The 26,425-nt window shown below is 58.9% G+C and carries 21 protein-coding genes; 3 read left to right on the top strand and 18 right to left on the bottom strand.

What is annotated here, in order from left to right:
• Positions 1–28: 28 nt before the first annotated feature.
• Positions 29–3,172: a sensor domain-containing phosphodiesterase gene (locus NP603_RS03575; RefSeq protein WP_256609556.1), complete on the bottom strand. Its 3,144-nt coding sequence runs from the start codon at positions 3,170–3,172 to the stop codon at positions 29–31.
• A 248-nt stretch (positions 3,173–3,420) separates the two neighbouring features.
• Here NP603_RS03575 and NP603_RS03570 point away from each other — a divergent pair, with 248 nt between their 5' ends.
• Complete coding sequence (locus tag NP603_RS03570; RefSeq protein ID WP_256609555.1) at positions 3,421–3,951, top strand: peroxiredoxin; 531 nt, start codon at positions 3,421–3,423, stop codon at positions 3,949–3,951.
• 30 nt (positions 3,952–3,981) lie between these two features.
• On the opposite strand, the gene NP603_RS03565 is transcribed toward NP603_RS03570, so the two are convergent.
• From NP603_RS03565 to NP603_RS03530, 6 genes are all read right to left on the bottom strand, one after another.
• Positions 3,982–4,383, bottom strand: a complete 402-nt coding sequence (locus NP603_RS03565; protein ID WP_256609554.1) for a hypothetical protein — start codon at positions 4,381–4,383, stop codon at positions 3,982–3,984.
• A gap of 243 nt (positions 4,384–4,626) precedes the next feature.
• Positions 4,627–6,711 (bottom strand): S8 family serine peptidase, encoded by a 2,085-nt coding sequence (locus NP603_RS21860; protein ID WP_305891313.1) that lies wholly within the window; start codon positions 6,709–6,711, stop codon positions 4,627–4,629.
• Positions 6,712–6,816: 105 nt separating this feature from the next.
• Entirely contained in the window at positions 6,817–7,239 is a 423-nt protein-coding gene (locus tag NP603_RS03545; protein WP_256609553.1) for a hypothetical protein, read from the bottom strand.
• A 69-nt stretch (positions 7,240–7,308) separates the two neighbouring features.
• Positions 7,309–10,656, bottom strand: a complete 3,348-nt coding sequence (locus NP603_RS03540) for an Ig-like domain-containing protein (RefSeq protein WP_256609552.1) — start codon at positions 10,654–10,656, stop codon at positions 7,309–7,311.
• 215 nt (positions 10,657–10,871) lie between these two features.
• On the bottom strand, positions 10,872–11,744 hold the full coding sequence (locus tag NP603_RS03535; protein WP_256609551.1) for a C1 family peptidase: 873 nt from the start codon (positions 11,742–11,744) through the stop codon (positions 10,872–10,874).
• Positions 11,745–12,073: 329 nt separating this feature from the next.
• The gene (locus NP603_RS03530) at positions 12,074–13,609 is read right to left on the bottom strand and encodes a cation:proton antiporter domain-containing protein (protein ID WP_256609550.1); all 1,536 of its coding nucleotides are present in this window, start codon (positions 13,607–13,609) and stop codon (positions 12,074–12,076) included.
• A gap of 230 nt (positions 13,610–13,839) precedes the next feature.
• On the opposite strand from NP603_RS03530, the gene NP603_RS03525 reads away from it, so the two are divergent.
• Positions 13,840–14,973: an aminotransferase class V-fold PLP-dependent enzyme gene (locus tag NP603_RS03525; RefSeq protein ID WP_256609549.1), complete on the top strand. Its 1,134-nt coding sequence runs from the start codon at positions 13,840–13,842 to the stop codon at positions 14,971–14,973.
• Between the two features lie 3 nt (positions 14,974–14,976).
• On the opposite strand, the gene NP603_RS03520 is transcribed toward NP603_RS03525, so the two are convergent.
• From NP603_RS03520 to NP603_RS03470, 11 genes are all read right to left on the bottom strand, one after another.
• Positions 14,977–15,903, bottom strand: a complete 927-nt coding sequence (locus NP603_RS03520; protein ID WP_256609548.1) for a vWA domain-containing protein — start codon at positions 15,901–15,903, stop codon at positions 14,977–14,979.
• A 71-nt stretch (positions 15,904–15,974) separates the two neighbouring features.
• Positions 15,975–16,541, bottom strand: coding sequence for an MxaK protein (locus NP603_RS03515; RefSeq protein WP_140911129.1), 567 nt, complete (start codon positions 16,539–16,541; stop codon positions 15,975–15,977).
• Positions 16,535–17,518: a vWA domain-containing protein gene (locus tag NP603_RS03510; protein ID WP_256609547.1), complete on the bottom strand. Its 984-nt coding sequence runs from the start codon at positions 17,516–17,518 to the stop codon at positions 16,535–16,537. The genes NP603_RS03515 and NP603_RS03510 overlap by 7 nt, the downstream gene beginning before the upstream one ends.
• Positions 17,515–18,429 (bottom strand): nonribosomal peptide synthetase MxaA, encoded by a 915-nt coding sequence (locus tag NP603_RS03505; protein ID WP_256609546.1) that lies wholly within the window; start codon positions 18,427–18,429, stop codon positions 17,515–17,517. The genes NP603_RS03510 and NP603_RS03505 overlap by 4 nt, the downstream gene beginning before the upstream one ends.
• Positions 18,426–19,280, bottom strand: a complete 855-nt coding sequence (locus tag NP603_RS03500) for a DUF58 domain-containing protein (protein WP_256609545.1) — start codon at positions 19,278–19,280, stop codon at positions 18,426–18,428. Before NP603_RS03500 ends, NP603_RS03505 begins: the two co-directional genes overlap by 4 nt.
• Before the next feature lie 41 nt (positions 19,281–19,321).
• Positions 19,322–19,948 carry an MxaP protein gene (locus NP603_RS03495; protein ID WP_256609543.1) on the bottom strand — a complete coding sequence of 209 codons (627 nt, stop codon included), beginning with the start codon at positions 19,946–19,948 and terminating at the stop codon, positions 19,322–19,324.
• A 4-nt stretch (positions 19,949–19,952) separates the two neighbouring features.
• Complete coding sequence (locus NP603_RS03490) at positions 19,953–20,972, bottom strand: AAA family ATPase (RefSeq protein ID WP_256609542.1); 1,020 nt, start codon at positions 20,970–20,972, stop codon at positions 19,953–19,955.
• Positions 20,973–21,281: 309 nt separating this feature from the next.
• Positions 21,282–21,563 carry a methanol dehydrogenase [cytochrome c] subunit gene (locus NP603_RS03485; protein WP_256609541.1) on the bottom strand — a complete coding sequence of 94 codons (282 nt, stop codon included), beginning with the start codon at positions 21,561–21,563 and terminating at the stop codon, positions 21,282–21,284.
• A 185-nt stretch (positions 21,564–21,748) separates the two neighbouring features.
• On the bottom strand, positions 21,749–22,225 hold the full coding sequence (moxG, locus tag NP603_RS03480; RefSeq protein WP_256609540.1) for a cytochrome c(L), periplasmic: 477 nt from the start codon (positions 22,223–22,225) through the stop codon (positions 21,749–21,751).
• A 13-nt stretch (positions 22,226–22,238) separates the two neighbouring features.
• Positions 22,239–23,081: a methanol oxidation system protein MoxJ gene (gene moxJ, locus NP603_RS03475; protein ID WP_256609539.1), complete on the bottom strand. Its 843-nt coding sequence runs from the start codon at positions 23,079–23,081 to the stop codon at positions 22,239–22,241.
• 102 nt (positions 23,082–23,183) lie between these two features.
• Complete coding sequence (locus NP603_RS03470) at positions 23,184–24,992, bottom strand: methanol/ethanol family PQQ-dependent dehydrogenase (protein WP_256609538.1); 1,809 nt, start codon at positions 24,990–24,992, stop codon at positions 23,184–23,186.
• A 482-nt stretch (positions 24,993–25,474) separates the two neighbouring features.
• Here NP603_RS03470 and NP603_RS03465 point away from each other — a divergent pair, with 482 nt between their 5' ends.
• On the top strand, positions 25,475–26,131 hold the full coding sequence (locus tag NP603_RS03465; protein ID WP_256609537.1) for a response regulator: 657 nt from the start codon (positions 25,475–25,477) through the stop codon (positions 26,129–26,131).
• Positions 26,132–26,425 lie beyond the last annotated feature (294 nt).

The raw sequence follows: 26,425 nt of genomic DNA, 5'->3' as shown, positions 1-26,425 counted from the left end.
CGCAAAAAGGCGGCCTACCGCGACAAGCTTAGCGCAAAAAATCCATCAGTTGACTGGCGGTTAAAGGCCGGCTGAACAAATAGCCCTGCATTTCATCGCAACCCTGCTGTTGCAAGAAGGCTTTCTGCTCCGGCGTTTCGACGCCTTCGGCGATAGTCGCCAAACCCAGGCTGTCGGCCAGGCTGATCACCGCGCTGACGATCGCCTTGTCTTCGGCGTCGGTGCTGATATCGCGCACGAACGACTGGTCGATTTTCAATTTGTAGACTTTGAATTTCTTCAGGTAGCTCAACGACGAATATCCGGTGCCGAAATCGTCGATCGACATCCGGATGCCGCGCCGGTGCAGATTGTCCATCGCGGCAATCGCGGCTTGCGGTTGGTTCATCGCTACCCGTTCGGTCAATTCCAGCTCCAGATATTCGGGCGGCAACCCTTCCTGGTCCAGAATGCTGCCAACCAGTTCCGGCAAAGTCGGTTGGCTGAATTGGACCGCGGACAGATTCACCGCCATGACCAGCGGCCCCAGCCCGTCCGCCATAATCTGCCTGGCTTGGCGCACCGCGGTTCTGATCACCCATTCGCCGATAGGCAAAATCAGCCCGCTATCCTCGGCGACCGGAATGAATTCGGCCGGCGAGACCTGGCCCAACTCCGGATGCCGCCAGCGCAACAAAGCTTCGGCACCGGTGACTGCGCCGGTTTTCAACGACAGTTGCGGCTGATAGTGCAACTCCAGTTCGCCGCGCTCCAACGCATGGCGCAGGCCGTTGACCAACTGCAGATTGCGCGCCGAATTAGCGTGCATTTCCGGCGTGAAGAAGCGGCAACCGTGGCGGCCTTCCAATTTCACCCGGTACATCGCGGTATCGGCGCTTTTGGATAAGGTTTCCAGATCCTCGCCGTCGTTCGGATATAGCGCGATGCCGATCGATGCGCTCATGTTCAAATCGTAGTGCTCGATTCGGAACGGCGCGGAAATCGCGTCCAGCAATTTTTGCGCGATGTAGGCGGCAGCGTTGGCATTGGCGCCGGGCAACAGCACGATGAACTCGTCGCCGCCCAGCCGGGTAACGATATCCTCGGCACGCAACGCGGCGCGCAAACGCTTGGCCAATTCGACCAGCAGGGCGTCGCCGATGCTGTGCCCCAACGTGTCGTTGACGTCTTTGAAATGGTCGATATCCAGAAACATCAATGCCAGTTGGCCGTTGGTACGTCTCGCCAAACCCAGCGCATATTTCAAATGGTTGTTAAGCTGGCCGCGGTTGGGCAGGCCGGTCAACGGATCGTAATTGGCCAGGTGATAAATGTGCTCCTCGGCCTGCTTGCGCTCGATGGCCAACGCCACGAAATGGGCAACCATATCCAACAGACGTAATGCAAAATTGTCCGGAGACGCCGGATAGTGCTGGTAAATGGCAAAGGTACCCAGCACTTTTTTGGCGGAACCCAAAATCGGCTCGGACCAGCAGGCGGCCAAGCCGGCTTGCGCCGCCAACTCTTTAAAACTTTCCCAATACGGATGTCGAGCGATATCGGCGACAACAGTACGTTGGCCGGTAAATGCGGTATTGCCGCAAGAGCCGACTCCGGGGCCTATTTCGACACCGTCAATTGCCCGGTTGTAAAAGTCCGGCAACCCAGGCGCCGCGGCAACACGCAAATGCCGCCCGCCTTCGTCCAACAGCAATATCGAACAAATACAATCCGGCATCGCGCTTTCCAGTTTGCGTACCACTTCGTCCAGCAACTCCCGCAACGAACCGCCGCTGTTCAGCCGTTCCAGCATGAAGGTGCGCAAGATTTCCATTTGCAGGGCGTGCTGGCGCTCGGCCTCGCGCTCGAACCCCTTCAAGGCGTGGTCGATGTCCATCGCCATTTCCAGCAGCAAGTTGCGGGCGGCGAAATCGAACGCGTTGACGCTATCGGCGTACAAATTAAGGGTTCCGACCGGTACGCCGTTTTTGTGCAACGGTAACGCCGCCGACGCCCGCCAGCCGAATTGGACGCCGCGTTCGTGCCAAGCCGCCGTGGCCGGATCGTTCAGATAGTCCTGACACCAGTAAGCCTTATCCTCGCGCAGCGCGGTTCCGGTCGGGCCGTAACCGTTGCTGGGTTTGGCATCGACGCCGATGCTAATGCCGGAAAGATATTCGATGCCGCTACCGTAACTCGCCACCGGCACCAACGTTTGCCCGGTTTGATCCAACATGCCGATCCAGGCCATTTTCATACCGCCGAACATAACGGCGTCGCGGCAAATTTGCGGAAACAATTCGGCTTCGGAATTGCAACGGACGATAGCTTGGTTACATTGGCTCAACGCGGCGTAAAGCTGGGTCAGGCGCTGGGTTTTCGCCTCGGCGTTGCGGCGGTCGGCGTCGATCCGGGCCAATTGGCGCTGGGTTTCCGACAACCATCCCAACACGCTATCGCGCAACTCCGGCGGCACCGGTAAAGCCTGGCTGAAATCGCCGCGGCCCAATTCGGCGATTTGTTCACACACTTGTTCCGGCGATGCCCCCAGGGTGGCATAGACGGCACGGTAGACCCGCCACAAAGCCCATACCAGCATCAGACCTGCGAGGGCGACGCTAAGCCGCAGCAGCCAAGCCATTTCGGCCTGTTGCCGAGCCAGCCGCTCGCTACGCGTCCTTACCATGCTGCCCGCTTCCCCGACGACATGTCTCCAATCCGCGTAAGCCTGGCGATAAGGCTGGCTTTCCAGCATGGACGCCGCCCGGTAACGGTTCGCAGCATCCGCTGTGCCGCCGGTTTCGGCCAGTTGCATCGCCGCAAGCTCGATCTGCGCCAACTGCGCGGCCAGGCCTTTCGCTTCCGCCAGTTGCGCCAGCTCCGCGGCGGTGAATCCGGCCGCAGACAAGGCCTCCAATCGGCGGCCGTCGCGAATTTCCGCGACGTCCCGGTATCGGTGCCGGTATTCCGGATCGCCGCTGATGATGTAGCCGAGCGCCATCCGCCACGCATCGTCTGAAGTTTTAGCCAATTCGTCGACCAGACGGTACGCGTCGCCCTCATGGCGGAAGACATGGCCGATCCGATTTTCGTAGTGAATGCAATAGGCAACCGCACCGGCAAGCAACAGCAAGGCCAGCGCACTGCTCCAAACGCTAACCGATAGACGGGAATGACGGCGCTGCCAAATCATGGGGGTATTCCTTGGTGTTAAACCTAAAGGCGTCGGGCGGACCGGACGCCGTGCCGGCAAAACACCTGCTGCAAACGAGACGATTATTCCATACTGCCGGCTACGCCGCCGCGCGTCCGGCGCCGGAACTTAGCGGCACGGCACAACTTTTTTTCGCCGCCGGTCAACAAATGCTACCGTAACCGCCCTGCTTCACCGACAATGGCCGACGCCAGCACCGATTTCGCCACTCTTCCGAGGAGGATTTGATGAAAAAACTGATTACCGTGTTGATCCCGCTAATGCTGTTGTGTTGCCGGCTGCCGTCGGCTGCTGCCGAACAATTGCAGGTTGGCGATTCCGCCCCGGCGTTTCAAGTCAAAACCCACAGCGGCGGCGATTTCGATTTGAACGCGCGCCGCGGCAACGGCTGGACCGTATTGTATTTTTATCCGAAAGCCGGGACGCCGGGATGCACCGCCCAAGCCTGCGCCTTCCGCGACGCGATTCAAGCCATCCGCCAGCAAGGTGCCGAGGTTTACGGCATAAGTACCGATTCCGTTGCCGATTTGGCCAATTTCCACCGCGAACATAAACTCGGCTTCACGCTGCTATCCGACCCCGACGCCAAGGTTATCGAGGCTTACGGCGCGAAAATGCCAGTTTTAACCATGGCCAAACGCTGGACCTTCCTAATCGATCCCGACTTGAAGGTACGCCGGATCGATGACGACGTCGATCCGGCCATGGACGCGCAAAAAGTGGCGGCGGCGCTGAAGCAATTGCAAACCAAGCCTTAACATACGGCCGGTTTGCCGCCGGCCGGAGCCTTATTGGATCCTGACCAAAAAGCCGTCGGTTTTCTCGCAGCCCGGCTTGCTGTGGGCCGTCACGCTAACCCTGACGAAACCGTGCTCTATCGGTCGCTCTATCTTGCCGCGTATGTCGTAGCGCCCGCTCTTGTGCTGGCTGATATAGAGTTCCTTGGCCGTATACTCGTACTTGATATCGCCGGCGCTAACGTGCACGACGATGGACGCCGGCGTCGTGTTGGCCGATGCCGACAGCGAGAATTCCTGGAACGACTGCAAATATTTGTTGGGCGTCGGTTGAAACTCGGAAAACGCCGGCTTATCGCAATGGCTCGAACTTTGGCCGCTGCCGTAAGCGTAAACGCTGTCGGCGCTCAGGCTTAACAACAAGGCGGCGGTAAGGCGAAAAATCGTGGTCATCTATAACTCCGTTGGCAAGCATTGGTTGAAATGGCTGCATAGCTTACCAAGAAAAACCGCCCCGGCCGGAACCTGGAAAACGGCTGCGCACAAAAAGGAGCCTGCGGGTCGGGCGCGGTATCGGCACGAGCGGCGGAAAAAAGCCGTTGGCAGCCGCACAGCCGGTTGCGTGTTCCAATCCCGAAGCCGGCGAAGTTCGGCTGAAGAAGCTACCGTTCCGGTGCAGAATATGCTGAATTGGCCCTAGCGGCAGAGGACAGCAACCGTCACGCCGGACGGCGCGCTGTTGTAGCCATACAGGCTGATGAAGTATTTGACGTTCCCTTGGGTCATGCTGCAAGCCTCGGTATTGCTGGATGACTCCGATACGCAGTTCTTGCTCGCATAGCTCGGCCAGCCGCCCACCTTGACGTAGAGATCGGCGTCCGGGCTTCCGCCCGCCGCAGTAATCTGCGGATTGTTGCAGGTAACGGTCCCAATCGGCGCCATTTGATTGCGGCCAATCGACAGATTGGTTTGCGGCCAGGTTGTGCAATTCGCCCCGGGACAATTGCCGCCGGCGCCGCCTTGGCAATCCCCGGCGCAACTGGCGGCTGTCTCGGCGCCGTTACATACGCTATCGCCGCAGCGAGTACCAAAGCTTTGCAGTAGTAAATTCGGCGCCGCATTGCCGGCTGGGCCTAAATTGCCGCTGATCTTGCCGTTAGCGGCGGCATTGAGCATCGCCTGTTTAACTTCGGCGACCGTGGCGTTGGGGTTCTGCCCACGATAAAGCGCCGCGACGCCGGCCGCGAGCGGGGCCGCGAACGACGTGCCGTCGTCGGCGCTAAAAGCGGTTGCCGAGCCGTCGGTGGCGACCCGCACATTACTGCCCGGCGCCCAGATATCCACCGCCGCGCCCCAATTCGAGTAATCGGCGACGCTATCGCCCTGCGCGGTGGCGCCCACCACGAAGGCGTCGGGCGACGAGCCCGGCGAGGTTATCGCTGCGTCTGCCCCGGCATTCCCGGCGGCGACAGCAACGAATATGCCGGCATCGACACAGGCGGCGATGGCATTGTCTTCGGTAGCGTAAACGCCATCCTCGCCGATACTGAAGTTGATCACGGCAATATTCGAACCTTTATTCTCCAACACCCAGTTAAACCCCGCGACCTGGTCCGACAACAGCCCATAGCCCGAATTGGGCATGGTACGAACGCTATGCAGAATGGCCGATTTGGCGACGCCGGCGCTGGCTCCGCCGGAGAGGCTGAGCGTGGCGGTACCGTGCGGCCCGGCTTTGCCGCTGGCGCAGGCGTTGCCATAACTACCCTGGCCGGCGGCGGCGCAGGCATCGTAACTTTGCAGCGTCAGTCCGCTCACGGCACGGTAGCCGTAAACCATGATGTAGTAAGTCCCTGCGCCCTGCGCGGACATGTCGCAAGTTTCCGTATTGCCCGAATCGTAAGGGCGGCAATCGTAGCTCGAGGTGGTGGGCGGGCTGCCTTTGCGTACGTAAAGATCGGCATCGCCGCTGCCACCGGCGATGCCGACGACGATTTTGTTTCCGCTGACGGCGGCCGGCGTCGGAGTATAGCGGGCGCTGCGCGCGATAGCGATATTGCTGATGGCGGTTACATCGCCCGCGACACAGCCTGCGGCAATACCGCTTTGAATGTCAGGGCTTTGGTTGGCGCCGCACAGCAGCCTCCCGCTAAACTCGCTATGGCCGGGCAGCGCACCTTGGTCGAGGTTATAAATATGAACGCCCGCCCCGGTCAGCTCGGTCGCAAACGAATTGTTCAACGTCGGACTGGCCTGGTCGATACGGTCCAACGCCCAACCGGGATTCGGGTAAACCTTGTCGACATGAACGTAGGCATCCTGCTCGACCAGCAAAACGCGAGGGTCTTTGACCAGAGCCGCGGCGTCCGCTTGTGTCATCCTGGCGGAAAAGCCCCTGATCGCCGCATTGAAGACGTGGCCCATCTTCACGGTTTTGAGTAGGTTGTCTTCAACCACCCGGTTTGCCAGACTTTTTGCCGCATTCATGTTCAAAATCAGATTTTGGCCCGCGGGTACGACCCTATCGTCTTTGAACTGAACGATGTAGGCATCCGGCGCCGCGTTTTTATGAACGATAATGCCGTAGGCGTCTTTTTGCAGCGCGTCGACGACATCGCTTCCACCCGCTCTGCTCGCTTGTCGAGTTGAAACCGCCGGCGTCGGTCCAGCCATAACCGGGGCTTGCGGAGCGTCGACGCTACAACTTGCAATAAATCCGCCGCCCAGCGCAGCCGACAGCGTAATCAGCAGGCGAATCGGAAAGGTCAAATTTTTGTTCATGGTTGCTCCCCCAAATCCTGCGGAAATTACCGCCAACTACCCGGCGCCATCTGTTGCAGCGCCAAGCCCTGACGGCGCTGAATTGCCGAAACCGACGGCGCCGTTTCAACCAGGGGACTTTCTCCGCAAGATTAACGTAAGCCGATAATCCTCCGGCTTAAGCACTACCCCGTCGATTCTTGCCGGTTGTAACGAGATCAAATGCAAGGTGTGACGCCTGAAACGTATCGCTTGCGCCGGGTCTTCCGTATTCAATACCTGCGATAAGGGTTGGCCGTCGGCAACAACGATTTCGAGTTCTATCCGGGCATTACCCGCCCACATGCAAACCGCATTTGCCGGACAGCGCGAATCCTCCGACACCGCCTTGAATTTGATTCGTAAATCCTCGCCGTCGACCGTAACCGTATCGCCGAGGCCAACGGTAAATGCCAGATCCGGCAAAACCTTGCCGGATTGTCCCGCCGCCCCGCTCAATCCGGTGCAAAACAAGGCCAAGGCAACGTATCGATATAACGCTCGGAACATAGGTTTCCTCCGAATGTGCGGCCGGAATCGCGAGAGTTGGCCGAGCGGCCGCCTCTCGCGATGCTCGCTTTACCGATTTATGGCAAGGTTGTAAGGCTCTGTCACGGCATAAGCGCCACCAAACGCAACCACTTTGATGAAATAACTGGCAGTCGTTGCACTGGCATTCTTGTAGGCGACCGCTTCGCTGGGGCCGACGTTGGCACTGGTTCGCAGGGTTTTGCCGGCGCTGCTCAGCAAATAAAGGTCGTAATCCCGCGCCGGCCCGGTCATATTGACCGTCAAAGTGCGCCCGGCGGCCACGTTGATCTTGAAATAATCCTGATCGTTGGCATTGCCGATGAAACCGGTGATCTTGGTGACGCTGTCGCCGACCTTATTCGCCAAGCGGGTTGAGCCGTTGTTCTCGACCTCGGTGTAAGCGGTGGCAATCGGACCGCCATTATTGATGGTAAACGCCACGGAGCTGGAGGCGCCGATATTGCCGGCGATATCGTAGGCCTTACCAAGCAGGACATGATTGCCGTCGCCAAGCGTCAGCGAATCCAGGGTCATACCGTAAGGCGCGGCGGTATCGGTACCTTTTAAGGTGCCGTCAACCAAGAACTCGACCTTGCTTACGCCGACGTTATCGCTGGCGACCGCACTGAAACTGATCGCACCGCTGCTGCCGCTGGCGCTGACCGAAATCAACGGCGGTTCGCTATCCGCCGTAGTATTGTCGATGCTGAAAGCGACGGGGGTCGAACTGCCCACGTTGCCGGCTGCGTCATATGCTTTGGCCAGCAGCGTATGGCTTCCTTTGGCCAGGACTCGGCTATCCAGTGCGACGCTGTAGGGCGAGCTTTCGTCGCTGCCCTTGAGCAGGCCGTCGACATAAAACTCGACCTTGCTCACGCCGACGTTGTCCGTGGCTGTGGCGGACAAGGTAATCGTGCCGCTGGACCCGCTCTCGCTGGCAGCGACCACGGGAGCTTCCCGATCGACGCTGCCGCCGCCCTCGCCGACCAGCAGATTCACCTTGTCCAGGATAAAGCCGGTAGCCAACGCCGCGTCCTCGGCCCCGACGAAATAGACCTGAACGGTCTGGCCTTTATAGGCGGACAGATCGAGGCTATAAAGCTGGTAACCGGGCACAGCCTGCAGGTTGCTATAGGTCGCCAAATTTTTCAGGATGGTTCCCGCCGGATTGCGAATCTGCACGTTGAGCGTGTCGCGGGCGGTGCCGGAAGTTTCCTTGGTTTCGATATGCAACGCAAAGCTCAAGAACGCCGACGCCGCATTGGCCGGGATGGTGACGGTTTGGAACAGACTGACGCTCATTTGCGAGCCGGTGCCGCAAAACTTGGCCATTTTGGTCCCGTCGTAGGGCGTCTGATTCAAAATCGCGCCGATCTGCATGCCGGTGGTATTCGACCAACCCACGCCATAACCCTTTTCGAAACTGCCGTTGCGAATCAACTGGCCGTTGGCAATGGTAAACGCCATCGACGCGGTGCTGTACTGGCCCGTGGTATCGGTCGCTTTGGCCACCAGGGTATGGCTGCCGTCGTCCTGCATCAGCGAGTCGTAGGTCATCGTATAAGGCGGCGCTGTTTTCGAACCGACCAAACTGCCATCGAGCAAAAATTCAAGCTTGACTACGCCATTGTCGTCGCTCGCGGTCGCGGAAAACGTCAAGGTACCCTTGGTTCCGGATTCGCTCACCGTTACTGCGGGCGGCGAATCGGGTCCCGACCACGCGTTGCCGACATTAATGGCGGCAAAGGCATTCCATACCGCGACTTCCTCCGGCCCAGAGGCCGGAAATAAATCTCTTACCGCCTGAATATTGGCGATTCGGGCGCCGAGGTAGTCGGTTGACGGGGTCATATAGGTCGTCAAGGCGCGAAACCAGATTTTCGCCGCCTTGTCGTTACCGATCCCTTTCATGCCCTGCGGCAGATAGCTGCTCGAGGTATCGCCACTGGTGGTCGCACCCTGGCTCAGAAAATAAAAGGCACGGTTCATCGGCCCGGAACTGTAGTGCACGTCCAGATTTTGCAAGGTCGGACTCCAGGCGTCGGCGCTGTGGCCGTCCTTGCTCGGTTTGTAAAGGAAACGCATTTTTAACGGATAGGCGGGCGTGGTGATTTGCTCGCCTTGGGTCCAGGTGCCGCCGGTGTCCGGAATGAGGTTGCCCTGGCCGTTGGCGCCTCTGGCATAAAATTCGGCCATCGCCCCGATGATGTCGGAATTGGCCTCGTTCAACCCGCCTGACTCCTTGTTGTAAATCAGGCCAGCAGTGGTCGAGCACACGCCGTGGGCAAATTCATGGGCGGCGACATCCAGCGAAGTCAGCGACTGCAGTTTAGTGCCATCGCCATAGGTAACGCACCGGCAACTGTCGGAATAGAAGGCGTTATCGTAGGCAAAGTCGTAATGGACGCGGGCATAGCTAGCGGAACCCAGACCATCGATGCCATTGCGCCCGAACACATTTTTGTACATATCCCAAGTGATTTGCAGACCGTATGCCGCATCGACCGCAGCGGTCTGGCCGTTGGCGGACGTCGTCGGTTCCGGGTCTTCCTTGAAATTGACACCGTCGCCCCAGGCGTTGTCGGAATCGGTGTAGATCGCGCCGGTACCCGACGTGGCATGATCCAGGTTGTACACCAGATTGCCGCCGCTGGCCGGCCGGGTCAAATCCCGCAATTCGAATCCGCTTGCCAAACTATTGGTGTTGAGAGCGACTGTGCCGCTGTATTGGCTTTTGCCGGTACCGACGGCGTTAGCGGTCTGCAAGCTATCCCACTTCTCGATGATCGCGCCGGTATGGGCATTGATCAGATAATCGGTGTGTCGGGTATCGCCCGGGCTTTCCAATTCGGTGTGGACGTAATAGGCCAACTGATAGCCTTTTACCTCGCTGGTGAAATCTTCCGCATTCAACTTGCTTTCGGCAACCAGGGTTTTGCGGGGTAAAACTCGTCTAACCGTCTCCGGATACACCACGAGTTCCGTTAGCGGCCCGATCGCAAAACCTGTGCGCGGAGCGATGTCTTTTCGAACAACGGCTAAGGCATCGGAACTCGACAATTTGGGCGAGGTATCGAGCCGAATGTCCTGCCTGAGCGTCGAGGTGGGCGCACGCTCCTGTTGGTTGGCTGCGGTATGGGTGATGACCTCGCCGCCCCAGACGCGAATGCCGTTGTAAAACTGTTGCAAGCGGACGTGGGTCTGGCCCAGTTTATCCTGGTTCAGGCTGCGCAACTGAAAGCTATGGTTTTCGTCGATGCCCAGCGCCCCTTGCATACGGCTAAGGTTTTGCTGGGACTTTATTGCGATCTGTGCGGTGTCAGACGCCGCCGCGGATGCAGATGCCGCAGCCAATAGCGATGTGACGAGTCCGACGGTGGTTTGGCTATATTTCATAACGCACTCCTGGTATGTAGTTATTATTTGGAATGGGCGTTATCAACTTCCGAACTATCTCCTTGTTTAAGCTGAAAATACCGGACGATTGTGGTTCAAAGGATGAGCGCTTCTGCCTGAATCCGGCTGCCGACGGCACTCCGTCGCTAGCCTCAACGCCAAAAGGGCTCGGATGGAGGCTTATTTACGCTGCATGGCGATGACTCGGCAATGCATCACAGGCCAAAGTTCTTGGTCTCCAGATATTCGTGCTTGAGCAAACTCCACCAATCGACCGCCAGGCCTTTCAGCACGTAGTCGTACGGCAGCCAACCGTAGCCTTTGTCGCCCCAATCGCTTCCCCACGAGTTGCGGATTAATAAAGCGCCTGTCGTGGCTGACCCGCAATTGGCGTTCTTGACTTTCATGGCATCGTCGTAGCCGACCGCCACCACGGCATGGCCGCCGACCAATTTATCCTTCGGGCACGGAAAAGGGATTTTGCCGTTAGCGTCAGCTTGTTTATAGGAGTCGTAAACCGGAAAACCGAACATCGCCGGCATGTTGCCGGCCAGATTGGTTTTGATCCGAATCAGCAGATCTTTCGGCGAGATGCCGGGCGGGTCCAGCCGATAGTAGTTAATCGATTGGAAGGACTGGGCGAAAGCGTACAAGAACGCGGATGGCTCAACATCGAAATCCTCGATGTCATAAGGCCAATATTTTTCCGGCGGCACGCCAAACAAAGCCATCGCACCCATTGTGGTCCGCAAATAGGCCCCGCTATCGCCGGTCCAGCCGAGCAGATTGCGCGTGGCTTTGTAAAGAAATAAGCGCGAAGCGTCGAGCCACGTCCCGAAGGCTCTTTTTTCGTAGAACTCGATCATGCCGACACCGGCGTTGGCGGTACAAGAGCCCAACGCGCCTTGGTCTTCGATGGGGGCGCACCAAGCTCTCAAATCGATGCTGGCGGCCAACGTTGCGGGTGCCGAAAGTACATTCAGCTTTTTGAGCATCGGCTTGATTTTTTCATGCTCGGGCGAATAATCGCGGACGTCGGGCAAATCCCTCATCCATCCCAGGCCGATATTTAAATTTTTTGCTTTCATAGTCTTATCTCCGCTGAAAATTTGGCAATTAGCATCCGGCGAAGAAAGACTAGTACAGAAATTTACAGAATACTACTGAGGATTTTTGTCAACAATTTTGTACTAAAAACGTGACAAGATTCCAATATATTGGGCCAAAGCATTAGATCCATCACATTAAAGAGACGCCTCCGCCCCCCCGCTCGGCACCGCTGGCGGGCAGCGGCCTTTCCTGTCCCGGCCGCGGCAACGGCGGCAGAACGTCTCGTCAGAAGCGCGGTTTGGCCAGCGATTGTCGACACGCGATTGCCAAACTCAAAGCGACAACCGAGCAATCCCTGCCCCGGCGCTCAGTCCGTCCCCGCCAGCATATGGCGGGCCAGTTGGTTGCCGGCCTCCACCAGCGGATGGATCACAAAGTCGGCGCCGTTTCGCTTCAGTTCCTGCTCTTCGTCGTAGTGGTAGCACAGGGTGCCGATCTGTCCCTTGAACCCGCGTTTGCGCAACTGGCTGATCGCCAGCAGCCGGGTCTCGACGTCCGGCACCGTGATGACGATGCCCTTCATCCGCTCCAGGCGCAGCCCGCTCCACAATTCGCTGTCCTCGGCATCGCCGTAGACCACGCGCCGCCCATCAGCTAACAGATTCTCCAAAACGGTGGGGTCGGCGTCCAGACCGACCACCCGCTGATCCTGGGCCGACAAGGCCTGGTAGGCCGACACGCCGGTCCGGCCCATGCCGATCACCAGCCACTCGGCGACGCCGAATGATTCCGGCAGCCGGTCGGGATTGCCGGTTTTCTTTTCGAAGCGCACCAGAAACGGCTCGAACCAGGAAAACAAACTATGCGAGTAGCGGTTCAGCGGCGCCGCGATCGCCAGCGAGCCGGCCACCGCCAGACTGATGACCGCATTCCACTCGGCCGGCAGCAGTTTGGCGTCGACCACGGCTCGGGTGGTAATCAAGGCGAATTCGCTATAGGTGGTCAAGGCCAGCGTCGAGACGAAGGCGGTACGGGCGCGCAGGCCGGCGAACAGGAACAGCCCGAAAAACAATACGCCTTGAACCGGCAGCAGAGCCAACAATTGCAAGGCCATGAACACCTGCTCCCGGCTCGGCAAATCGCTGACGCCGATCTGCAGAAAAAACGCCACCAGGAACAGTTCCTTCAAGCCCCACAAACGGTCGGCCAATTCGTTGATTTTGGTGTGGTTGGCCAGCATCACGCCGGTCAGTAGCGCGCCGATGTCGGCGGAAATGCCCGAACGCTCAGCCGCGACGCCGCCGGCCAAGGCCAACGTCACGCCCAACAGCAACAACAATTCGGAGGAGCGGCTGGCGGCCAATATCCGATGCGCCAACGGCCGCAACAATGGCAACAGGAACAGGGCCAACGCCCATTGCGTCGGCTGCTTTCTCTCCGCCACCGCCAGCAGGCCGATCGCAACGATATCCTGCAAAATCAGAATGCTCATCACGTCGCGGCCGTGCAGCGACGACAATTCGCCGTTGTCCTCCAGCACCTTTATCGCCAGCACGGTACTGGAAAAAGCCAGACTAACGCCCAGCACCAAGCCGCCAGTGATATGTTGTTCCAACCAAAAAAACACCAGACCCGAAATCAGCGTCGTCATCAGCAAGTGGGCGCCGCCGACGCTGACCACCTCGCGGCGGATCAAAGACGCCGGTTTCAATTTCAATCCCACCGAAAACAACAGCAACTCGATGCCGATCTCGGCGATGTGGTTCAGATCGGCCAACGGCGCGACGCCGAGCGCGTTGAGCGCGTAACCGGCAGCCAGATAACCCACCAGGGGTGGAAAAGACAGCCGACTGGCGACCAGACCGGTCAGGTACGCTGCGCTGACCCAAATTAATTCCATCATTTGTAAATTACGAAAAAATAAATTGACACGATTGGCTGCGGCCGGAATGCAATTACCGCAACGCACGGATGTTTTATAACACGGCTTGACCGAGTTCGGCTGTTACCGGGCGCCGGCCGCATGGGACAAGCGATTGAATTTGCGGCGCCGGCCCCGTTATGATTGGCGGCAACCCAAGCGCCCCGTAGCCCGTTCGCGAGGCATTTTTTCCTCCAGCCGGAACGCCGATCATGAAACATCCCGAATTCCCACTCAGCGATGAGTTGATCTACTTGAACCATGCCGCCGTGGCGCCGTGGCCGAAACGCACCAGTGCCGCCGTCATCGCCTTTGCCGAACAAAACCGCGACTGGGGTTCGCATTACTACCCGGATTGGCTGAAAAAGGAATTGCTGATTCGGCGCCAGTTCAAGGAATTGCTCAACGCGGCTGCGGCCGACGACATCGCTCTGGTCAAAAACACCTCGGAGGCGCTGTCGTTCGTGGCCTGCGGCCTACCTTGGCAAGCCGGCGACAACATCGTCTCCAGCAACGAGGAATTCCCCTCCAACCGCCTGCCCTGGCAAGCCCTGGCGGCCCAGGGCGTGGAATTCCGCGAGGCCGACCTGCGCAGCGCGGCGACACCGGAAGACGCGCTGTTTGCGCTGGTGGACCAAAACACACGGCTGCTGACCGTCAGTTCGATCCAGTTCGGCTCCGGCCTCAGAATGGATTTGGAGCGTATCGGCGAATTTTGCAAGCGGCGCGGTATTTTATTTTGCGTCGACGCGATTCAAAGCCTGGGAGCGGTGCAATTCGACGTGCAGGCCTGCCAGGCCGATTTTGCGATGGCGGACGGCCACAAATGGCTGTTCGGCCCGGAGGGCTTGGGCGTGTTTTACACGACACCTGAGGCGAGGGAGCGGCTGAGTTTGAGCCAGTACGGCTGGCATATGATGAAGGACACCCACAATTACGAGAACCGGCCCTGGGAGATTCACCCGAGCGCGCGCCGCTTCGAATGCGGCAGTCCGAACATGCTGGGCATTCACGCCCTGTCGGCCAGCCTGTCGTTGTTATTGGAAACCGGGATGGCAACGGTGGAAACGCTGGTACTGGAACGCAGCGACTTTTTACGCCACGCCATCCGCAACCAGCCGAATCTGTTGTTGCTTTCCGAAGCGGCGCCCAGACTGAAGTCCGGCATCGTCGTGTTCAAACACCGCCAAGCCGGTAACGAGACGCTGTACCGGCATCTGCAACAACATGGCGTGGTCTGCGCCTTGCGCGGCGGCGGCGTGCGTTTCTCGCCGCATTTTTACAATTCTCTGGACGAAATCGGCCGCGCCTTGACGATTGCCGCCGACTGCCCGCCGGCTGACTAAGCCTTAGTTCCGCCAGTACAGCGCCGCCAACGCCAATACGGCTAACCCGGCAAATTGCCAGGCGATGCCGGTTTCGGCCTGCCCGGGTTCGGCAAACCCGGAGTCTTGCAGCGCTACGCCCAGGCTGCCCGTGTCGGTCAAGCGCTGATAGCGCAAGCCGCTGTCGCCGGCCAGTTTACGCAGATAGTCCTCGTGCAAGCGGCTCAAATGCTCGTCGCCGCTCACTGCCCGACTGCCGAACGGCGCGTTGCGGGCGTCGTAGCCTTCGATTTTTTCCGGATTCAAATCGGACTCGCCGAAGGTGGAGCGGTGCGGTACGTCTTCCGGCCGGTAAAACCCCAAACGCTTGCCGTTGGCATCGAATTTCGGAATCGGCGCCGCCTGGTCGCCGCCGACGCCGACGATCAAGCCCTTGACCTGACCTTTGAATACGGTCAAATCCGGCTGGTAGCGCGGATTCGGCGGCGGCGCTTCCTGGCCGTCGCTGAAAAATACCAAACTATCCCGGCTGTTTTTGAAGGCTTCCAGCGTCGATGCCAGGCCGGAGGCGATGCGGCTGTCCGCGGCCCAGGCCATGCGCCAATCCAACGCGGCGATGGCCGCATCGATTTCGGCAAAGCCGGCACAGACTTCGATCGGCTCGAACAACACCACCGAACGCCGTTCGGTAAACACGCCCAAACCCACTTGCGATTGGCAGGGCAAGGCCAGCAGTTGTCGGCGCAGGGTCTGTTTGACGAACTCCAGCCGGCTGACGGGCTGGCCGTCGCTCTGGTAGTCCTCGGTGTTCATGCTGCGGGTGATGTCGACGACGAATACCAACCGGTACAAGGGCTGGCGGGCGACGCGGGTCGGCCCGGCCGCAGCGATCAGGGCCAGACCCAGCGCCGCGGCCAACAGCCAGAAACGAAAATCCTTCACTAGCGTCATTGGCAATAGCTCCGGCTGGGAAACCTAGCGACTGGATTAGCGAATGCCATGTTCCAACCTGAAGCTAGGCATTACGGCAATCCGCGCGGAAAGCCCGGCAACGAAGTCCACAGCTCGGACTTTTGCGAACCGTCGTCTTCCTGATTGCCGCTGTTGATCCGGTCCATTTCCGGCAGCAAACGCATCGCCACTTCCAGATTGTATTTGGCATCCCAAAAGCCGGGGTCGGCGGCCAGCGCCTCGCGATAGGCCTGCTTGGCCAAGCCGACCAGCGGCGTCGCACTATCGACACCGCCTGCCTTCAACTTTTCCTGGGCCTGGGTCAGATACAGATTGCCCAGATTGTAGCGGGCCTGAGCGCGCAAGGCCGGCGGCGCCTGCTGCAACAACAGGTTCAAGGTCGCCAACGCATCGTCGTAACGCCCGGCTTTGCGTAAATACACCGCCCGCGCCAGTCGCAGCGCCGGATCGGCATTGGCGAAATCCTCGACCGCGACATCGCGTCCGGCCAGCAACTGCCCGATCAGCCGGTTTTGCCCGGCAATCCCGGCCCAGAGCCAGGCCTGGCTCAGTGCCACCGCCAGTGCCGCGGCCAGCGCGGTCCACCAAAAACCGTGTTTGATGCGTCGGATTAACATTTGGCCTCGCAAGCTTTAACAGCGATCAGGAGTAACAGCAGCAACGCCGCGCTGCGGTAGCACAGCGGCGCCAAATCCTGCTTCGGAATCCGCTCGAAATAATGTAGCGGTTGCTGTTCCAGCCGGTTGATATCCTCGATCGCCTGCCGCATCGCGCCGGGGTCTTCCGCTTGGTAGGCCTGATAGGGAATGTGCAGGCTGGAAAAAAACAAATGCAAATAGCGCTCCGGCATGGCCTGGGCGTTGTCGTCGCGCGGATCGCTCGGCTGGTCGAACAGGCCTGGGCTATTGGCGGTGCGTAAAAACACCCAGTACAAGCGCACCTGCTGGCGCTGAAACAATTCTCTGAGCTTGGCTTCGCTGTCCGGATCGATCACCGCGGCGCCGTCCGACACCAACAAAACGATACGGGCGCCGACCGCCGGGCGTTGGTCGAAGTAGGATAAGGCCAGCGCCAAACCCTTGCTGACGTTGGTATAGGCCAGCGCCGGCCGCGCGGTTGCGGCGATGGCGGCGGCTACGGCCTGCTTGTTCTCGGTCAGCGGCGTGACGAATAGCGGCGAGGTACTGTAAGCAGCGACGCCGATCAAATCGTGTTCGCGGCGCTCGACGAATTGGCTCAGCAAACGCCGGGCGGCGGCGGCCTTGCTCTCGGCGCCGCCGGTTTCGGCGGCGGTGCCGGCAAAGGTCTGGTCCATGCTGTTGCTGCGGTCCAGCAGCAACACGATATGCGCGCCGTGGCCGATGCGCTCGACCTGCTGTTCGGTGCGATAAATCCCGGCCATCCCCAGTACCAGCCCCGCCAAGGCCAACGCACCCAGCAGCCGGATGGCGGCGTCGACCGCCAGCGATAGCCCGTCCGCCGGTATCAAGTCCAACGCCGGATGGCCGGCCACGCGCTGGCCGTAGCGCAGCAGGGGCAACGCGCAGAACAGCAGGCCGGCCAGTAGCCAGGGTTGTTCGACGGCCAGATTCACCGGCTGCCCCGCTCTATGGCCCGGCACCAGCCGCACAGTTTTTGCAGGCGTTCGCAATCGGCGCTCGCCAAGTCCGGCTGCACGGCAAAGAAAAACCGGTTGGAGTAATCGAAAAACCAGACCAGTTCGGATTGGATTTGGCCGAATTCGGGATGCGCCCGCAAAAAGTCCGGCAAACGATGACCGAATACCGGTGCACCGTAAGTCGCATTAAACGCGCTGTGCAACGCCGCCAGTCCGGCAGCCAATTCGGCCGGCGCCAAGCGACGCAAACGCTTTTCGGCGGTTTTGAACGGACTGCGCCGGGCAAACCAGGGCAGATAACCGTACTGCCGCGCCAGCTTCAAGCCCAACACCGCCGCGGCCATCAGCGCCAATGCCAGATTGGTGCGCACGCCAGCGGTCGACAACAAGGCCGGCGGTTGATCCGGCCGTAAATATTCGCCGTCGACATCCTGCCGGGCGATCAATTCCCGCAACGGCGCCAGCGTGAACTGCCACGGCGGCACGCTTTCCTCGACGGTTTGGCCGTATTGGCTGAAGCGCAAGGCAAAGCCGGGAATGGTCAGGGCTTTCACTTCCAGCGGCGCATAAAACACCTGGTATTCCAGGTCGATCCGGTACGCGTCGGCGCCGGCCTCGACCAGTTCGATCCGGCGCAGATTCAACCAGCGGTTCAGCGGGCCGGGTTTGGGCAGGCTGGCCGCCTGCAGTTGCACGCCGGGCCGGGTCTGCACCAGAATCCGCATCGGCACGGTATCGCCGATCTGATAACCGAACGGCCGCGGCGTTTCCAGATTGAAGGCCTCGACCGGCCGACTCGGGCCGCCGGCACATGCCGCCGCCAACGTTGCCGCGCTCGCCAACGCCGCCAAACGCGAGACTTTGACTAGGTATCGGCGCCGCTTCACGCTGCCCGCTCCAGGAAATAGCGATTGAATTGTTCGACCCGGTAACCCTGTTCGATAAATAGCGGTTCGCTGCCGGCGGCGCGAAACAAGCGCTGCAACAGGCACCGGCGCCGGCTGTAGGCTAGCTCGATGCGCCGTTTCAGGGACGGCCGCAGCCACAATCGCCGGCGGCGACCGCTTTCCGGATCCTGCAGCGCCAGCAACCCCCAATCCGGCAAGGCGCGGTATTCGGCGGCGTCCCAGATCAACAACGGCACCAGTTCATGGCGGCCTACGCTCGCCAATAAAGCGGGCAATTGCGCGGTCGGCCAATGGCCGTCGCCGAGCAAAAACAACAAGGCCCGCCGCCGCGGCAGATAAGCGTCGGCCTGCCACAAGCCATGGCAGCCGCGTTGCTGCGGCAGTTGTTCGAGTACGCCGTTCAAGGACGATAACCAACTCAGATCGCCGCCGGGCGGCGCATACAACAACGGCTTCTCGCCGGCGCCGAAACCGGCAAAACCGATCCGATCGCCGCAAGCCAAAGCCGATTCGGCGATAGCACGAATCAGGTCGAGCATGACTTGGCGTTTATCGAAAACTCCGCTGTAAGCCAGGGACGCCGACAGGTCCGCCAGCACCATGACCTCGACCCGGTCATGTTCCTGGTAGGCCTTGACCCGGTATTGGCCGAACGGATCGAGCAGACTGGCGCGCAAATCCAGCCGGCGCGGATCGGGCCGGGCCAGTAGCGCCTCGTGGCGTTTGAATAATTGGCCGTTGCCGACCATCTGGCCGGGATGGGCGCCGGGGTAAACCTCGACGGCCGGTCTGGGCAAGCGATAGCAGAAAGGTTCGATACGAGAGGCCATGGCACGGTTAGCCGGAGACATGCTGACGGAATGAGGTGCGGCTATTGGGTGACGACGACCTGCACCACCAGCCCGGTCACCAGCAAATAACCCGGCAAGGCATATTTCAACGGCGCATTTACCAGCAGCTCCACCACGCCGGAGTAACCGCGCTGATTGCGGCTGTAAATCGCCTCGCCCAACAGCCACAGCAGCGAGTCCAATAGCAACAGCGCGACGATGGTGAAGAAGCCGACGTCGCTGAACAGGAACGACTTATTGGCCAACAGCGAGATGCGTTCGTTGGTATCGAAAAAGTTGGCGGTCAAAATGCCGATCATCAACGCCCCTTCGTCGAACGCGACCAGGAAGAAGGTATAGGTAAAGCGGCGCAAGCGCGCCGAAAATCCGGCCAGTTGCGGCAAGCGCAAGGACAAGTACAGCACCGGCACGCTGACGCAAAACAGCAAAATGCCGATCACCGACAACAAAATCCAGAACTTGAAGCCGACCGCGTCGTTCAGCGCGCTGGTGTAGTAAGCGGCGTACGGAATGTCGGAATAGGCGTCCAGCATGCTGGCAATCAAGGAACTGATGATGCCGACGCCGGACCAGGTCAAATAGGTTTCCAGCAAATGGCCGAGCCCGGCGTGCGGGACCAGCGCGGGTAAAAATCGTTTCCAATCCATAAGCTTAGGGAGCGGCGATGCGTTGCAAGATTTGGTTGACCAGTTCCGGAAGCAAAACCTCCCGGCGATAGGCGTAAATCGGGTTTAAAAACAGGCGATGGCTCATGGTCGGCGCATACACGGCCTGCAAGTCCTCCGGCCACAAGCTATCGCGGCCTTCCAGCCAGGCCCTGACCTTGGCCGCACGAATCAGATAGCTCATGCCGCGCGGGCTGGCGCCGGATTGCAGCAATTGGCCGATGTCGACGTCGCTGACGCTAATGCCGTAACTCTGCGGCTGAGCGGTCGCCTGCCACAGCTCCAGCGCGTATTTGTGCAGTGCCGGCGCGGCCTGCACCCGCTGTTGAATCGCTGCGCCCAGCGCATTCAGGTTTTGGTAACCGATCGCGGACTCCGGCATCGCCTCGATCAAGGCATCGACATCGTGGAACCGCGGGTCGAACATCAACTGATCCAGTACCGCGTCGTCATCGGGCGCGGCGATGTTGATTTCCATCAGAAAACGGTCGCGGGCCGCGGCCGGCAATTCGAAGGTTTCCTCGCGTTCGACCCGGTTGCGGTCGGCGAATACCAGCATGTGCGGCATCCGGTATTCGCGGTTGAAGGCGCCGACGGCGCGCTCGGCCATCACCCGCAGCAGCAGCGAATGCACTTGCGGCCGGGCGCGATTGATTTCGTTGAAGAAAAATACCGCCAGTTCCTCGCCCTGTTTCAATAGCGGCCCCGGATCGACCCGCGGCCGGCCGTCCTGGTCGAGATAGGTGTAATACACCAAATCCGACGGCATCAGATCTATCGTGCCCTCGATGCGTTGGTAACGGCCGCCCAAGCCCTGAGCGACGGTACGCAGCAAGGTGGTCTTGCCGACGCCGACCTGGCCTTCCAATAATACGTGGCCGCGGGCGAACACCGCGATGGTCAGATTGCGCACCGCGGCCTGCTGGCCGATCACGATGCGGTTGATGTGCCGTTCGAAATTCAGGGCCCGTTCGCACCCGTCGCTGAATTGATGTTCTGAATTCATATTCGTAAAAAAGCTCCGGTGCATTACTTTGCCGGAGCAGAGTGGTTTTATCCTGTTGGGATGCGTTTACCGCACAGTCCGTTGCCGAGAACGCCTATCGGCTGGTTCACATCCTGTAGGAGCAGGCCATGCCTGCGACCGAAGCCGTTTGATCGCGGGCGTGGCCCGCTCCTACCATCCTTAAGTTAACGGCATTGGCTCAAACCGAACAGCAGTAAGCGGGCTAACAGGTAAATGGCCGAGATTCGTGGAAATTAGGCCCCGCCTTCCCTGGCGGCTTCCTAAGGGTTCTGTAAATCGTGGTCCGCGTTATTTGCCTTCCACGTCGTAAACGAACTTGCCGGTTTTCGCCAGGACTTCCGTGCGTTTGGCGTTACGCGCTTCCATTTCCTTGATCGACTGCGCTTGTTTGTTCAACTCGTTCGGATCGTGTTTCGGATCGTATTTGCTGCCGGCCACTTGCGCCGGATAACCCGGTTTCGGTTCCCAGCAGTTGCCGGCTTCTTTGCATTTGGTGCCGTCATAGGCTTTCGCCGTGCCGGACAGCCCCAGGGCCAGCAATACCGCACCTAACAGTACTAATTTGTTCATGTTGATCTCCTAATAAATGAATTGGATTTCCCCTTACCCTCTCTGGGCGTGTCGCAAAAAGTAGGTCGGGTTGAACACAATGAAGCCCAACATTTTTATTTTGTTGGGTTACGCTACGCTAACCCAACCTACATTTTGTTTTTTACGGCAGCCTTCTCTGGAAGAGGGGCCGGGGGTGCAAGCGTTTATTTCAACCACTCCGCCTTCTTCGGATCGCCCTTATAAATGCTGCGCAAGAACGCCATGATGTGCAGCATGTCGTCGGTGCTGAAGTTGACGTATTGCGGGCCCATCATGCCGTTGGCGCCGCCGAACAGGATTTCGAACAAACCCTGATCGGTAAGACCGCGCGGATAGGTCCAGTAGTCGTCGGCCAGACCGGGGCCCAGTTTGCCTTCGGCCTCGTGGCCGTGGCAGCCGGAGCAGCCGGTCATGTACAGGCTCTCGCCCTTCTTGGCGGCTTCGGCGTCGCCGTTGTAAGGGTTTTTGCCGGTTTGCATGAATTGCTTGAATTTGTCGGTATTGCCGCCTTTCTTGGCGAAACTCAAATCCAGCGTTTCGCCGGTCAAGGCATGGCGTAAGGTGATGTCGGCCTGAACGGCGGACACCGTTGCCAGCGACAGTGTCAGCGCTACACCGTTGAAAAATGTCTTCAATTTCATTAAATGATTCCTGTTAGTTCATGGACAAGGCGCTGGCGGGTTCCTCCAGCAGCGGAATACCCTCCGCTTCCAGCAGTTCCTCGATGTCGTCCTGTTTCTCGCGCACGATTTTGTTCAATTGCTCCAGCAACGCGGTATCGCCTTTGCGCACGCCAATTGCGGTGCTGTAGTGGAAACCGACTTTTTCGCCGTCGGCACGCTTGGCGTTATCCGGGATCAGCGTCATGGTCAGCGGTGTCGACGCAGCCTTCACGTAACGCGCTGCCGCCGGTCCCCACAAAATCGCGATTTCGGCTTTGCCGGATGCGACTTCGTTGACCAGTTTGTCGTTGTCGTATTTGACGTACTGGTTACGCTTGGACTTGAAGCCGGCCAGTTCCTGCTGGTAATTGAACATGTCGTTGTAACGACCGATGGCCCGCAACATGGTCTCGGCCGGCGTACCCGGCGCGAAAGCGATGCGTTTGGCTTGTTTCAAGGCCGGACTGTCCCAGTTCTGCAGATCCAGCGCATCCTGCTCGCGGCTGATAAAGACGTAACCGGAGCGGTAATACGGCGCCGTGGTCAGCAGACGCGGATCGCCGGCATCGACACCCATCACCACGTCGCACAAACCCTTGTCCAGGTAGTCGCGGATGAAGTAACGCGGGTCGGTCCAGGTCACCGTTTCCAGCTTGCGGCCCATTTGCTCGGCTACGTAGTGCGCCAGCTTGTTCTCGAAGCCCTCGCCGGCTTGGTTGGCATAAGGCATTTCGTTTTCGGCGGTGCAGACTTTCAACGCCGGTTGCTCGGCTTGGACCGTGGCAAAGCCCAGGCCCAGAGCCAATGCGGTAAAAATACGTGTCGTTGTTTTCATGGATGTTCTTTAAATAAATTTGTAGGTTGGGTTAGGCAAAGCCGTAACCCAACAATTGGCCATCAATGTCGGGTTACGCTATCGCTAACCCGACCTACGTTGTTATAAAGAGAACACCATCACGCCGCCGCCCATTTGGGTGTAGTGCGCCAATTCCTTGAACGCACCCACCGCACCCAGACCTGCAGTCGGGTCGGCCAAGTCGAATACCAAGCCAACGCCGGGCCAGCCGCCGACACCGTAATAAATCGCAACGTATTGTTTATTATTGTGTTTATAGGTGATCGGATGACCGATAACGCCGGAAGGCAGTTTGAACTTCCACAACTCCTCGCCGGTTTTGGAGTGGCGGGCTTTGATGTAACCGTCCAGGGTGCCGTAGAACACCAAGTCGCCGGCGGTGGCCATGGTGCCGCCCCAGACCGCGAATTTCTCCTGAACTTCCCATTCCATTTTTCCTGTCACCGCGTTCATGGCTTTGACTTGACCCAGGGTGCCTTTAGGGCCCGGATACATGTTCAAAGTCGCGCCGACGAAGAATTGGCCGGCCCGGTAAGGCAGCATGAACGGTTCCCAGTCCATACAGATGTGGTTGACGCCCATGAAGAACAGTTGTTTGTTCGGGTCGTAAGACTCGATGCCCTGGTTGTGGTAACCCATCGCCGATGGGCAGATGCCGGTAGCTTGGTGGTCCATGTGGGTCGAATATTCCGGGTCGCGCACCGGCAGACCGGTTTTTAGATCGACTTTCTTGACCCAGTTGACGGTGTCGTCGATCTTGAACGCGTTGATCAGATCGCCGTTCTCGCGGTCCAGGGTATAGACGATACCGTTACGGTCCGGATGAGTCAGCAGTTTGCGTTTCTTGCCGTCCACCACTTGCTCGGACAAGCCCATGTAGTTGACGCCGGCATAGTCCCACTCGTCATGCGGGGTTTTCTGGTAGCCGAATTTGGCTTCGCCGCTGTTGATGTCGCGGCCCCAGATGGTCATGGTCCATTTGTTGTCGCCGGGACGCATGGTTTCGTTCCAAGGCGCCGGGTTACCGGAACCGTAGTACAACATCTCCAGGTCGCTGTCGTAGGCATACCAGCCCCAGTTGGTGCCGCCGCCGATTTTCCAGGCATCGCCTTCCCAGGTTTTCAGACCCAGACCGAACTGGCCGTAATGCGGGTTGGCTTTGTTGAAGTCTTTCGACAACTTGATGTCTTCGTCGGGACCGGTCGCGTAAACCCGCCACTCTTGCTTGCCGTCTTTGATATTGAACGCGGTGGCGTAACCGCGCACGCCGAGCTCGGCGCCGGACGAACCGACGATGACTTTATCCTTGGCGACGAAAGGCGCCACGGTCAAAGTCGAACCCATGGCGATATCGGAGTTTTCCATTTTCCAACGCAGCTCGCCGGTCTTGGCGTTCAGCGCCACGACATGACCGTCCAACTGATTCAAAAAGATCGTGGCCGGATAATCCTTGCCGGCCGGGGCGTAGGCCAAGCCGCGGTTGACCACGTCGCAGCACGCTACCGCGCGGGCTGCCGGGTTTTGTTTGGGTTTGAACTGCCACAGGATCTTGTCCGGCTCGTTCAAATCGATGGCAAACACGTTGTTCGGATATGGGGTGTGCACGTACATGATGCCGTCGACCACCAGCGGACCGCCTTCGTGGCCGTTCAGTACGCCGGTCGAGAAAGACCATGCCACTTTCAGGTTCTTGACGTTGTTGGCGTTGATGTCGATCATCTCGCTGAAATGGGTGGAACCGTAATCCTTGGTCTGCATCACCCAGTTGGTATTTTGTTTGGAAAGTTGCTCCAGCTCTTTATTCGCTTGCGCCGATTGCGGCACGCTCAACGCTGCTCCGGTCAAAACGGCCGATGTCGCCACGTTCTTGGCAAACCGTGAAATTTGCATGAATCCTCCTGTGTTGTTTATTAGAGTGCATGGCCCGGCAAATCGGTTGGTTAGGGGAGCCTTCCGTTCAAAGCGGATACGCACCCGGCGTATCCGGGCAAAATCAATAGCTAGATGCGCTTTGATTTTGGCGTTCATCCTTTAACGCGAGACGCCACAATCCGGCAATCTCCTGACTTTTTCAGATCAGCAGTCTCGATCAATTCGCACACATCATTGACTTAGACCTACCGGGCCATGCTGACGAGAAATGGTAAAGAAACCGCCCGGCCCGGCGTTACGGAATAATCCATGAAAAACACGGGAAAATCGCGAAAAAACAGCTGGAATCTTTCCCAGAACGCATCAAATCCGCCAGAAGCATAAACAGGAAAAGCTCCCATGGTTTCGGGGACGAAAAAGCGGCATCATGAAAATAAGTCCGACCGACCCCGCGTACCGGACCCGCTTTTACACAATCCGCGAAAGAGGAAGTATTGCCTGTGGCAAACAAAATCAGCGTGTTATTGGTGGACGACCACGCCGTGGTCCGAGCCGGTTACAAGACTTACCTGTCGCTGTCCGAGCGCATCGGCGAAATCTACGAAGCCGACCGCGGCGAAATCGCCTGCCAAATTTATTCCAGGCACACCCCGGACGTCGTAGTCATGGATTTATCGATGCCCGGCCTGGGCGGTCTGGAATCGGTACGCCGCCTGCTGAGCCGTCATCCGGCCTGCCGCATCCTGATCTTCAGCATTCATAACGAACTGGTCTACGTTACCCGCGCGATCAAGGCCGGCGCCAAAGGCTACATCACCAAGAACAACGAGCCGGACACCTTGGTCACCGCCGTCTGCGCCATCGCCGAAGGCAACACCTACATCGATCCCGACCTGGCCCAGCAATTGGCGGTCAACATGGCGGTAGGCCAGGACGAGTCGTACAAAATCAAATCGCTGTCGCCGCGCGAGTTCGACATCTTCTGTCTGCTGGCCAACGGCCTCAGCACCCGCGAAGCGGCAGAGAAACTGTGTTTGAGTTACAAGACGGTCTGCAACCACAGCACCGCGATCAAGGAAAAGTTGGGCGTTAAAACCATGTCGGAAATGACGTTGCTCGCCAGCCGGCAGGGGATTATTAAAAGTACGGCGGCTTGAGGGGATTGGAATTCAACGCTGCTGCGGCGTTGGAGTCCGATTTGTTGTGTCGCTATCGCGACGGATTTTTGAATGCCGGTTCCCGCACCGGCGGGCGTGATACTTTTCTTTGCTTGTCCAAAGAAAAGTATCCAAAAGAAACGACACCCCCATGCCGCTTGACTCCTGCGCTCCGAAGGGTTTGAGCGGGTTTTTCGGAAGGGCTGTCCTAGCCCTCCGAAAACGCGATGCATCCCCGCATCGCCCCTACGGGCTGATCCGCCCAAACCCTCCGGTGCTCGGCGCGGCATAAGG

This window comes from Methylomonas aurea (assembly GCF_024505045.1).
In the GTDB taxonomy this organism is placed as follows: Bacteria; Pseudomonadota; Gammaproteobacteria; order Methylococcales; family Methylomonadaceae; genus Methylomonas; species Methylomonas aurea.
This window is presented reverse-complemented; position numbering and strand designations above follow the sequence as displayed.